This is a genomic window from Acidicapsa dinghuensis (genome assembly GCF_025685685.1).
GTDB classification, from domain to species: Bacteria; Acidobacteriota; Terriglobia; order Terriglobales; family Acidobacteriaceae; genus Acidicapsa; species Acidicapsa dinghuensis.
In genome coordinates, this window is sequence record NZ_JAGSYH010000004.1 from 325,915 (window position 1) to 337,567 (window position 11,653).

Annotated in this window: 8 protein-coding genes; 4 read left to right on the forward strand and 4 right to left on the reverse strand. The window is 54.0% G+C overall.

What is annotated here, in order from left to right:
• Positions 1-137: 137 nt before the first annotated feature.
• From OHL22_RS12350 to OHL22_RS12360, 3 genes are read right to left on the reverse strand one after another with little or no spacing between them, the layout of a single operon-like run.
• Entirely contained in the window at positions 138-2,072 is a 1,935-nt protein-coding gene (locus tag OHL22_RS12350; protein ID WP_263337569.1) for an N-6 DNA methylase, read from the reverse strand.
• Entirely contained in the window at positions 2,069-3,253 is a 1,185-nt protein-coding gene (locus OHL22_RS12355) for a restriction endonuclease subunit S (RefSeq protein WP_263337573.1), read from the reverse strand. The genes OHL22_RS12350 and OHL22_RS12355 overlap by 4 nt, the downstream gene beginning before the upstream one ends.
• Positions 3,250-5,661, reverse strand: coding sequence for a DEAD/DEAH box helicase family protein (locus OHL22_RS12360; RefSeq protein ID WP_263337576.1), 2,412 nt, complete (start codon positions 5,659-5,661; stop codon positions 3,250-3,252). The genes OHL22_RS12355 and OHL22_RS12360 overlap by 4 nt, the downstream gene beginning before the upstream one ends.
• Before the next feature lie 724 nt (positions 5,662-6,385).
• On the opposite strand from OHL22_RS12360, the gene OHL22_RS12365 reads away from it, so the two are divergent.
• From OHL22_RS12365 to OHL22_RS12380, 4 genes are all read left to right on the forward strand, one after another.
• The gene (locus OHL22_RS12365) at positions 6,386-6,991 is read left to right on the forward strand and encodes a hypothetical protein (RefSeq protein ID WP_263337577.1); all 606 of its coding nucleotides are present in this window, start codon (positions 6,386-6,388) and stop codon (positions 6,989-6,991) included.
• 216 nt (positions 6,992-7,207) lie between these two features.
• Positions 7,208-7,519, forward strand: coding sequence for a helix-turn-helix domain-containing protein (locus OHL22_RS12370; protein WP_263337580.1), 312 nt, complete (start codon positions 7,208-7,210; stop codon positions 7,517-7,519).
• Positions 7,519-8,814: a type II toxin-antitoxin system HipA family toxin gene (locus OHL22_RS12375; RefSeq protein ID WP_263337582.1), complete on the forward strand. Its 1,296-nt coding sequence runs from the start codon at positions 7,519-7,521 to the stop codon at positions 8,812-8,814. Before OHL22_RS12370 ends, OHL22_RS12375 begins: the two co-directional genes overlap by 1 nt.
• A gap of 35 nt (positions 8,815-8,849) precedes the next feature.
• On the forward strand, positions 8,850-9,506 hold the full coding sequence (locus tag OHL22_RS12380) for a RusA family crossover junction endodeoxyribonuclease (RefSeq protein ID WP_263337584.1): 657 nt from the start codon (positions 8,850-8,852) through the stop codon (positions 9,504-9,506).
• Between the two features lie 442 nt (positions 9,507-9,948).
• On the opposite strand, the gene OHL22_RS12385 is transcribed toward OHL22_RS12380, so the two are convergent.
• Positions 9,949-11,550, reverse strand: coding sequence for an ATP-binding response regulator (locus tag OHL22_RS12385; RefSeq protein ID WP_263337587.1), 1,602 nt, complete (start codon positions 11,548-11,550; stop codon positions 9,949-9,951).
• Positions 11,551-11,653: the final 103 nt, after the last annotated feature.

Sequence of the window (11,653 nt, forward strand, 5' to 3'; positions counted from 1 at the left end):
CCTGTGAGGGGTGGAGTGTCGAAATTCATCCCATGCGAAGCATGGCGGCTGCACTGCGCACGGATCGTCGGGTAGAACCGGCCAGCTTATCCAGGCGAATGCAGCGCGCTATCTAGTAGAAACTGGCAGCGCCAGGGTCAGGCCGATGGGCCGCCCTTTTCACTCAGCAAAGTGCGAAGTCGGGCCAGCGCCTCCGACACGATCTTTCCCTGTTCCGCGATGCTCTTAATGATCTCTTCAGGCGTCCGCGTATCGACCTTCACGACCGCATTCGGATTTACAGCCTTGAGATCGAAAACAGCGGCATCGATAGAAGCTACTTGAGCTTCCAACTCGCGGGCACTTTTCTCTTTCTCCGCAATCTGAGTAGCCAGCGCATCAACCTTCGACACCGCAGCCTTTTCTCGCTTCAATTGCTTGACCTGTTCTTTAAGGTCGGCAACTGTATGACGCAGCGAAGCGGCCTGGTCTTGGAGAGGCTGCATCTCCTCGCGAGCATTCGCTCGTCTCGCGGCGAAATCGACGGACCATGAATAACGGCTCTCGCTTTCCTTCTTACCGCGTTTTGCCAGCATACGAGCATAGCTCGGGAAGGGTTTCCCTTCGCTGGATTCCTCCGCTTTCCATTCGGCAATTAGGGTGGAAGGCAGAGCATCGTCCGGGAGGGTTCCGCCATTCTTATCGAATCCAAAATGCGCGAGCGTCAATGGCGCCTTCTTCCCGACTTTGACGTGCGATAGGTCGTAGTACCAGATCGTCTCTGTCTTCTTCCCCTTGGTGAAGAAAAGCAAGTTCGTCTTCACGCCAGCGCCCGCCGTAGAGAAGACGCCTCCGGGCAGACTGATGATGCACCACAGGGCGCATTCGTCCGCCAGCTTGCGCTTCGTTTCGACGAAAGCGCTCTCATTCGTACGGAACAGCAATCCCTCATCGAGCACGATGCCGCAAGTGCCTTTGGGAGCCAGTTCGCTGAGGATGTCCTGCACGAATAACACCTGCGTGGCGATGGTTCGATAGGAGAAATTCTTCTGGGCGTCGGTGCCTTCTTTGCCGCCAAAGGGCGGATTGGTAAGGATCACATCGAAGGTGGGTGGGGCCTGCTCGAAGAGCGCGGCGTAGGTGGCGCGGCGCGTCAGCGAGTTGCCGTGCCAGATGTTTGGCTGGTCGATCCCGTGCAGAACCAGATTCGCCAGCGCAATCGGAAAGACGAGGTTTTCTTTCTCGCGGCCAAAGAAAGTTTCGTGCTTCAACGTGTCCAGATCGGTACTGGTGGCGCTTGCGCCCAGCTTGCGCGCGATGTGCTCGTAAGCGATGGCGAGGAAGCCGCCCGTGCCGCAGCACGGGTCATAAATTTTCTTTCCTAGCGTGGGATTAACCGTGTGCACCATCGCACGGATGACTTCGCGCGGCGTGAAGAACTGGCCACCATCGGAGTTCTTTTCACCCATCTTCAGCAGCAGGTCTTCGTAAACTTGTGACAGGGTAAAGAAGTGGGTATCGTCGATGCCCTCGATTTTGATTTGGTGAACGCGATCAAGTATGTCGCGGAGGTTGGTTTCGCTGTCTACGCGCACTTTCTCTACGGCGGTCAAAGTGCGGCCTATGATGCGCTGTTTGCGGCTGGCTGCCGGGTTCGGAAGCTTGGTTCTTGGGTCTATATCCAGGCCGTGGAGATGCGGGAGCAATTCGCCGTTGATGAAGTCGAAGAGCTTGCGGTCGCCAGCGGCGAAAAGTTCCTGGCGCTTCCAGCCTTGTGGTTTGCCATCGCTAGTCTTGGGGTGGTCCGGTTTATCGGAGTATGGCGCTGCCCAATCCTGCCAGCGATAGGGGCTGCGAAGCGCGGGTGAGAAGCTCGCGCCTACGACCTCGGCTTCCTCTTGATCACGCGTCTCTTTGGCGTCCAGGATGCGGAGGAAAAGAATCCATGTAAGCTCGGGCACGTACTGCAACGCGCTGGCGCAATTGGAGCGGCGCATCACATCGCAGATACTCATCACGAAAGCGGAAAGCGACTGAGAGGACTCAAACTTTTTGCGCTTAGAATTTAGCGTTTGCGTCGGTTTCGAATTCATCTCTCAAATTCCAATGCAAGAATTAGGCTAGGCAATTTCTGAAGCTCTTTGACTTGCCTCTCTGAAGCCTCGACTAATGCTTTTGCGTTGGACAGAACTTCTTTAAGTTCGCCCGCAATTCGAATCTGTTTTGAAATGTCGATATCTGGAACCGGCAATTGTTCGAGCCGAACCAGCGGCAGGTGCGCGATAGTCGTTTTTGCGTTCTGATCTTCGAAGGCGTTTGTAAGAGCCAGGAAATGAAGCCAGAGGGCTAAGAACTCGGAATCAACCGCTCCGGTCATCGGGCGAACTCGATGTAAGGCCTTTTGATAGTAGCAGTCCTGCCTTTCTTCACGCCAAATAGCACAACGACCGGGTTCTCCGCCTTCACAAACAAGCAAATCTCCGAGCTGCAATGCGAACTTTTCTCGCTCCTGTTCCGAGAAGTCCATCGTCGCCATGTCATTTAAATCAAATCGATGCCATTGGACGTTCTGATTACGGAGGTATGGATAAGGGCTTGATCCGGTTTTTGCTTTTGGAGAAAGCATTTTCCCGAGCTGGATTTCTGCTACATCTTGGAGGCGCTTGAGGGGAGCATTCAGTTGGCTCAATGACTGCACCAATAAACGGTTGCGTAGAGTGTTAGCTTCCTGCAGTTGTACTTTGGCGGCCTCACGTGCCACATCAATCTCTGCGACCTTTGTTCGCAAGCGGCCCACAATACTCATCTGAGAAGAAAGTGGAAGCCAGGGGATCTCGAATTCTTCGATCATCTGCTTGGTAAGGGCCTGTCGAGTGCCCCCAACTTGGCGTCCCCAGATGAACGATTGGAATCGAGGACTGGCAAGAAGAGTCGCCACATATTCCGGGTTCAACGTTGCATCGCAGCGGATGATGCACACGTGCTGATTCACATTGGCCGGACAAATCTCCTCGGGCACAACACAGACTCTCCCGATCGATGCCCCGGTGATGTTCAGAAGAACATCACCGGGAGCTACACGCGACCCGCTCATTGATTCGTCGACGGCAGCCGAGATATATGCGAGACCGTCGTTCGAAAAACTTCCCATTAGCACATTCTGGCTACGGATGAGTGGGACTCCGGTCTTCGCATAGCTGCTCTCGCCGCCACGTGGAGTTTGCCCGCTTCCGATCTTGAGGGTGTGGTCTGCCAGGCGTACTACTTTGCTCATATTCCGAATAGTCTTTCCTTTGCCTCGCGCATGACTTGGGTGGGTGCGCCCAGAACCCGCAAAGCATCAAGGCCGCCAGCAACCCTGATCTCTGGCACCTCCCACAATGCCGGGGTTTCGAGCGCGTCGGTTCCACCCTGTGCGAATTGCTGGCCGAAGCTCTTGAGCACCGTGACTGCTTTGCCCTCCATCCCGCTGAACCAGCTTTCGTTCTGGCTGACATAAAGAGAGCCGCGCTCGGGGCGCTTCAGCGCGCGGGCGTGATAGCCGTGGTGTCCGAATACATCGTAAAGATCGAAGTCGTTCATGCCTTCGATCTCGCGGAGCAGGTCGGGGCTAAAGCTGTCGCCGAGTAAATGGTTGATGAGACTTCGACGCTTCTGAGTCTCGATCCAAAGCGCGCGGAAGTCGCTCAGGTTACGCGCCTCGCTCACGACTCGTTCGATCATCCCGCGACGGTATTCGTCCACAGGAATCGGCGTATCGCGGCCATCGCGGCGGCTGAGGATGAATCGGCCTTGGGGGTTGATGATGACGGCGTGGCCTGCCATCTCCCCGACAGCGGGCGGATCGCCGTCGCCGCCGTCTCCACCCCCGCCAGTCGGAGGATCGCCCGGACCGTCAGGACCGGTAGGGCCTTCCCTCGGCGGCTTAGTAATGAAGTCGGTGCCGAAGAGGTGCGTGACATCGGTGTAGTCGTAGAGCCAGAACTTGTATTTCTGCGTCTCCTCGTGAATGCGCGTGCCACGACCGACCATCTGGTAGAACTTGATGGGCGATTGCAGATAGCGAAAGAAAACCACGGCGTTCAACCGTTCGATATCGACACCGGCTTCCAACAAGTCCACCGTGCATGCGATAAAGGCCCGCTCCCCGGAACCGCGCATGGGCTCGATCATGTCTGCTCCGTTGTTGGCACCACCCATGCACTTGAACGCGTAGTGGTCTTTCGGCGTCTGTCCCTGCTCCTTGCACCACCGCGTGTAGAGATTGTTCATGTGCATCGCTACGCGGTCGGCGTGAATCTCGCGCGTACAGAAGATGATGACCTTCTGTTCCGGGCCACCGTTCTGGCATAACAACTGAAATAGGTCCTGGCACATGGCAGGAGTGCGCAGCTCGATGAACAGCTCGTCGTCAAAATCCTTACCGGTGTACTCGGTTTTCGTCAGATCGTCTTCCGTCAGCAGCCTGCCGGTGCGGAGGTCGCGGACACCGGCTTTGAGAATCTCCTCGCGCGTGAAGATGCGGTTGTCGATGCTCGCCTTTCGCTTCACGATCTCGCAAGCTGCCAGATAGCCGTCTTCCTGCGCCTGGATGAGCGCGTATTCGTAGACCGGATCGCCGAAATACTCGTGATTATTGGCGCTGATTTCCTTATCTTCTTGGGTTGCGTGTTTCGATTCTTCTAGGCGGCGCGGCGTCGCGGTCAGGCCAATATGAATCGCGTTCGGATTGCGCTTGAGCACCTCAGACCATTTGCCCCACGCGGAGCGATGGCATTCGTCGATGATGATGACGCTGAAGGCGTCGTTGCTGTAGTGCTCCCTAAGGAAACTAGCGAAACCCTCTTCGTCATCGAGACCAAGAGTCTGATAGGTCGCAACGTGAATACGAGCGTTTTTGGCTGCGTTTTCGCCCCTCTCGGTTTTGACGATTCGCACGTTGTCGCCGAAGGCGGCTTTGAGCTTGGTGTACGCCTGCTCCCGCAGTTCGTCACGGTCGCAGAGAAAGAGTGCGGGTTTGGGTAGCTGCTCGGCCTGGCTTAGACGCCACAGCAGGTTGGTAGCAATGATGGTCTTTCCCGCACCGGTCGCGAGGGTCAACAGCACGCGCGGAATTTCCCCTCGCTGGCGCTGAAGAATGATCTTCTCAAATGCAGCGCGGATGGCTGCGTCCTGGTAATAGCGGGCCTGTGACCAAGCGGGGCTGTCAGACTGAAAGAGGATCGCCGCCTGAGGCTCCTCTACGTGGATTCCCGTATCCTTCGCGTAGCGGGCAGTTAAGTCGGGGTGAGTCGGGAAACTGTCGAACGGATGAGGGCCGGCCTGCAGGCTGGTGAAAAAGTCATACTCTCCGTAGAGATGGCCGTTTGTCGCGAAGACGTACTTCACGTCAAAACGCTGGCAGTCCGCGTAGCCTTTGGCCTGCTGCATTCCCTTGAGTGGATCTTCTGTTTCCTTCTTCGCTTCAAGCACGCCAACGGGCAACGATTTGGGCATGTCGCCGACGCGAACGCAAAGCAGGTAGTCGGTGCGTCCGGGACCGCTCCGGCGGCGACCTTTGGGGCCGGTTGGTTCCACGGGAGCCGGGGTCTCCAGCTTCAGGTGCTCGTGGTCGGTGTAGCCCTTGTCGCGTAGTTTTGGATCGATGAGGAAAAAGCGAGTTTCTTGTTCGTTATAGCCCACGGCCTCTCCCGCCATTCACAACCATGAAGCCTTGCACGCTGTTTGATTCCATTCTATTTGTCGTAATCCGACTACGACAACATGACGTTTTTTCAATCTGGTCTAACTCGATCTGGACTTTCCCGATCGAACGCTTCCTCGCGCTCCGGCCCTTGCACGAATCAAGCAAGGCATCCGTCAACGCGACCGACTGGCCGCGTCGTCCGTTGGCCATTTCGTTTCGCTTTGGTTTGTCCAGTTAATATGTTCAAGAACTATGCAAGAGATAAAGGTTCATCGCGAAAAGCTCTACAAGGATGTTTGGGAAGAACCTATGTCAAAACTCGCCGTGCGCTACAACGTATCAGACGTAGCGTTGGCGAAGGTTTGCCGCAAGCTTCAGGTGCCGATTCCGCAGCGCGGCTACTGGGCGAGAATCCAGCACGGTCAGCAAATCTCGCACCCCAAACTTCCGAGACTGCCTGATGGGGCGCAAGAGGAAGCCACTATTTCCCCCGTTCTGCCCCGTTCGCGTGCTATTCCGGACGCAGTCGTAAAACAACAGGAGTTCGAAGCCGATACTGGGCACCGAATCTCCAGCGATCCGAATCGAGAGCTGCACCCTCTCGTGCGTAAGACGCGCACCATTCTCAACGGCAGAAGTTCACAGAGTGACAAGGAGCTGTCATTGGCTGTCCACGTCGGCAGATCATCGCAGGATAGGGCTCTCAGCCTCCTCAGCACAATGCTCCACGCCTTTGAGGATCGCGGGTTCAAGGTTGAAGTGCGTTCCGGGACAAGTGGTGGCTCGGTTGTCATCATCAACGACGAACCACTGCAATTCTCGCTGAACGAAGAGAAGAAAAAAACTGATGCGAGATTAGCTGCAAACGGAAAACAGAGCACCGATTCCGAAAATGCGCTCGAAACAAGGCTCGTCTTTCGCATTCATGCCTATTGGGCTCAGGGTTATCGAAAAACGTGGGCGGATGGTGCTCGGCGATTGCTGGAAGATCAGCTTAATGACATGATGCCCTCCCTTGTGGAATTGAGTGCGGCCATCCGCAAAGATCGGCTTGAGTGTGAGCGCAGAAACGCTGAAATACACGAAGAATTTCGCCAACGCGATTTGGAACGGGCTCGCAGGCAGCAAATGGATTCAGATATGCAAAGCTGGCGGACTGCGGTGGACCTGCGCTCCTTTATTGCTCAGGTGTTGAGCCAGGCTTCTGAGGAGCAGAAAAACACGCCTGAAATGGCTCGCTGGGTCAAATGGGCCAACTGGGTTGCGTCGGGAAATGACCCCTTGAATAAGGGAGTCGCGTCTTTTGTGGACCGTTACAAGTTCTGATCTGACCGGGAAGTTGAGCGCAGGCATTATCACATAAAAAGCACAACTTTACCGATTATCGCCAACGAAGCCAATAAAAGGTAAAATTATGCTGATTATCGTAGACCATCCAACGCGCGGCGCGCGCTTATGATAGACATCCACATAAACGGCATAATGATACCAATTATGCTTGAAAAACATCACAAACGGTAATATTATACCGATATGGACAAAATGCCATTTAAATCCATTGACGAACTTCAAAGAAGTCTCGGAGAACAACTGCACAGCCTCCGCCTGGCCAAGAATCTGGATCAGCATACCACTGCTGAAAAGGCTGGAATCTCCGAAAAGGCGCTGCGAAATCTGGAAGCCGGGCGTGGCTCCACCGTGGAATCACTCCTTAGGGTTCTCAAAGCGCTGGACTCGCTGGAAGGCATCGAGATGCTTGCGCCCAAGCCATCGGTCAATCCTCTCGCGCTTTTACGCAACGCAAAAATGCGCCAACGGGTTCGCCATCCTCGCACGGTTCAAAGGCACGACTGATGAAACCGGTCCAAGTAATTGAAGTTCGGATGTGGGGCAGCCGGGTTGGTGCTGTCGCGCCAGATCCAAGCCTCGACTGTTATGCCTTTGCCTACGATCCGGCATGGAAACGGAAAGAAATCGAAGTAGCGCCACTAACAATGCCTCTCGCAGACCGACGTGGGACATTTGTGTTTCCCGCGCTTCCGAAAGCAACGTACCTTGGACTGCCCGCTATGCTGGCCGATGCGCTTCCCGATGATTTTGGCAATGCACTGATTGATGCCTGGATGGCAACGAAAGGCATCGACAGGAGTTCCATCACGGTTTTGGATCGGCTGGCCTACATGGGCCAGCGCGGCATGGGCGCATTGGAGTTTCGACCGGCACGAGGATCGCACAAGGAAAGCGCAACTCCGATTGCGATGCGGCAACTCGTAGAGGAAGCACGCCGGTTGGTTCAGGGCAACTTCTCGGTCGATACCGAGGCCAAAGCCGCGCTCGCCAACATCATCAAGGTGGGCACTTCAGCGGGCGGCGCGCGCGCGAAGGCGGTAATCGCTTGGAATCCAAAAACTGATGAAGTGCGCAGCGGGCAGTTCGATGCGGCGCCAGGATTCGAGCATTGGCTGCTTAAATTCGACGGCATCGGCAAAGACAAAGAATTGGGAACCGGCGAAGGGTACGGCCGTATCGAATATGCCTATTCGCTAATGGCGAAGGCGGCGGGAATCTCGATGTCCGATTGCCGGCTATTGGAGGAAAACGGTCGAGCGCATTTTATGACCAGACGCTTCGATCGTGACGTTACGGCTCGCGGTCATACGCACAAACACCACCTGCAAACACTCTGCGCGATGAATCACCTCGATTTCAGGCAGCGTGGGACTCACGCCTATGCCCAACTCTTCTTGACGATAGCGAAACTCGATCTTGGCGATGAGGCAGTGACCCAGGCATTCCGGCGCATGGCCTTTAATGTGATGGCTCGCAATTGCGACGATCACACGAAAAATTTCGCCTTCCTTCTGAAACAAGGCAGGGCGTGGGAACTGGCTCCTGCATACGATGTCACCCATGCTTACAACCCTAAGGGCGAATGGACATACCAGCACCTTATGAGCGTCAACGGAAAGTTCCAGGGAATTACGCGGGACGATTTGCTTGAGGACGCCGACCGGTTCGGCGTGAGGAAGCCGCGGCAGATACTTGCCGAAGTCCGATCTGCCTTGGAGGGCTGGTCCGAATTTGCCTCGCAAGCAGGGCTAGAGACGTCTTTGCGCGACCGCGTGGCTTCGGATTTTCACCTCGTATGAAGTAACCAAGAGATTTACAACGAGAGAGGTGGAGCGTGCAATTCGAGCCAACTGGTCTGATCTCATTTGTGATCGGCCTTCCTCCCACGTCGCAGCAGTCCAAGAGAGCGACGAAAGACGCCTTTACGCGGGCCTGTAGACAGGCGATGGAGGCTTTCCCGATCACGCTGCACGGTGAGGTAAAGATCCATATTGAGTGGAGCATCCATGAGCAGGATCGTTACGAGACTGATTCGGCTCCGGACGTGGACAACATCATCAAACCTCTATTAGACGGACTACAGGGGCCGGATTCTCTTCTCATCGATGATTGTCAGGTCCAAGAGATCGTTTGCAATTGGATCGATTCACCCGTGCGGGACCAGGCGGTATCCATTTCGATTCGGCACAGACCAGATGATTGGTTTCGCAGAGGCAAACTCCGTTTTGTGGAGTTTCAGAAGTACCTCTGCATGCCACTTATTGAAGACGGCGCCAGGGAAGCGCAACTGCTCCTTTTGGAAACGTGGGAAATGATGTTCAAAACGCGCGACGCACTATTAGCTAGTGGTTGGGATTGGTATTCAGCACAGGGAGTGATGTCAATAGTCCGGCCTTTCCACAAGTCGCGAGTAGTCAAGAAGTTTCCGATTGTCCTGCTTGGGCAGCTCAAGCAAGAGCTCAAAGAAGAAATCGACGCGGCTGGTAGATAAGGAGACAAGGTCGTAAATAAGACGGAGAACTGTACCAAAACTGTACCAAGAAAACGGCATTTTGGGCCTTTGGGCGGTTTTGTAAGCAATTGAAAATAGATAAGTTATTGAATCTAAACTGTGGAAAAATCGTTCGACTCCCGCCGCCTCCACCATAATTTCAAATTATTTATTTTCAATAGTTTAAATTGGAAATTCCTGAGAATCCGACACAAACTGGCGTCATCATCGGTAGCCGCCATACTTTTCGTACACTTAGAGAAACGATCAAAGCGGCACTGATCTTTTGCAGCCAAATTTATGACCGTTTTGTGACCAAACGGCTCATGGCACCAATTGGGCAAGCGCGGCATTGATGTGAGCGTGTGCGAAAAGTCCTGTAGGAATTGCCATTGCCGAGCTTCTCAGCAGGACAAAGGGGAACGGTCCGTCATAGATAGTTCTAAAGTCTGGTACTTGTGGTTACCGCGTAATCGATTTTGGCTGTCTCCTCGCTCGGCATCTTGTTTTGAGGTGACATTGTGGCTCTAGGAAGAAAAACTCGGAAACAGGTGAAACATCTTTCCCCTCGCCGATAACTCTTGCAGCTGATTCGTCCATCATATTTCTGAATAATGCCCTTGCTGATCCACAACCCCAGGCCAGTGCCCTTGGTTGATTTCGTACTAAAAAAGGGTTGAAACAAACGGTCCGCATCTTCGGGTTGGATACCAATGCCCGTATCAATGATGGAGATCATGACTCCCCGCTCATTACGCATCCAGTCCATAGTCTCGCGTACATAAATGCCGAGAGTGCCCCCGTTTGGCATTGCTTGAATTGCATTTCCGATCAAATTAAGAAATACCTGCCGTAGCTCTACTGGGAATCCGTTTATCCACGGTACCGGTGAGTACTTTTTGCGTACGGTGATACTGCTTGCGGAAAAAGCACGTTGCTGCAATTCGAGTACGCTATCCAGAAGATCCGGTAGATAAATCGATATCGGGTGTTTCGATTCCCGATAAAAACTTAATGTCTGCCGCGTGATGTGACTGACCCGCAACAGCTCCTGTTCTGCCAACTCTGCAAGCGACCGCGCCTCTTCGCTCAGCGAGGGGTGTTCGCGAAGCAGATAAAAAATGTTGGTGATCGCCGCTAAAGGATTGTTGATTTCGTGCGCAATAATACTGGCCAAGCGACCCATCGCCGCCAACTTTTCTGTCTCCCGCAGAGCTTCTTCAGCACGTAGTTGTGCTGTGATGTCGCGTCCCACTTCAAGGACAGCGTTACTCTCTTCATTCACAGTCTTCCGGTATGCGACGATGATCGTCGATCCATTCTTTGTTTTTTGGATCAGATTGCCTTCCCACAATTTATGCTCTCGCAGCGCGCGATCGATCTCCGTTCTCGAAACTGGGAAGACGGTTTGCAAGAGCTTGTGCATATCGAGGCCAATCACCTCGTCACGCCGCCAGCCGAAAAGATTTTCCGCGCCAGTATTCCAGAACTGGAGGGCGTCGCCATCCATCGCACGCACCATGATGGCCTCGGATGCGAGGTTCAGTAGCTCCGCCCGCATTCTAAATTCAGCTTCGCTCTGCCTGAGTTTTGCAGTCCGATCTTCCACCCGCTTTTCAAGGTCTTTGTTCAGTGCCTCCAGCATACGAGTCTTGCGATACAGCTCCACAAAGACACTGATTTTTGCGCGCAGCACTTCAGGGACGACTGGCACGGAGATGTAGTCAACGGCACCTCGGCTGTATCCCAGGATCCTATCTGAATCCGTAAGGTGAACACCTGAGATGAAAATGATCGCCGTTTTCTGATAGCGAGGATGTTGGCGAATGACTTCGGCAAGCTCGAAGCCGTCGACCTCGGGCATACTCACATCCATGAGAACGACAGCAACTTCGTTATTCTTCAATAAGAAACTAAGAGCCTCGTTCGCAGAGCGCGCCTTGATCAGGTTCTCGCCCAGATCTTCAAGGATCACCTCATAACTTAGGAGCTTAGGCAGCTGATCGTCCACCATTAGGATGTTGACTTTGTCATCGGCGGTCATCGCTGCTGCTCCTTGGTTCACTCTATTGTTCGGCCCTTAAATTTGAATCTAATGTTGGACGTGCGATCAGGCTTTGGAGAACGATCTCAAACATAGATTCATC

Coding starts and splice junctions, on each gene's coding strand:
- OHL22_RS12350 (WP_263337569.1), bottom strand. CDS start 2,072: ATGAATTCGAAACCGACGCAAACGCTAAATTCTAAGCGCAAAAAGTTT.
- OHL22_RS12355 (WP_263337573.1), bottom strand. CDS start 3,253: ATGAGCAAAGTAGTACGCCTGGCAGACCACACCCTCAAGATCGGAAGC.
- OHL22_RS12375 (WP_263337582.1), top strand. CDS start 7,519: ATGAAACCGGTCCAAGTAATTGAAGTTCGGATGTGGGGCAGCCGGGTT.
- OHL22_RS12385 (WP_263337587.1), bottom strand. CDS start 11,550: ATGACCGCCGATGACAAAGTCAACATCCTAATGGTGGACGATCAGCTG.
- OHL22_RS12365 (WP_263337577.1), top strand. CDS start 6,386: ATGCTCCACGCCTTTGAGGATCGCGGGTTCAAGGTTGAAGTGCGTTCC.
- OHL22_RS12370 (WP_263337580.1), top strand. CDS start 7,208: ATGCCATTTAAATCCATTGACGAACTTCAAAGAAGTCTCGGAGAACAA.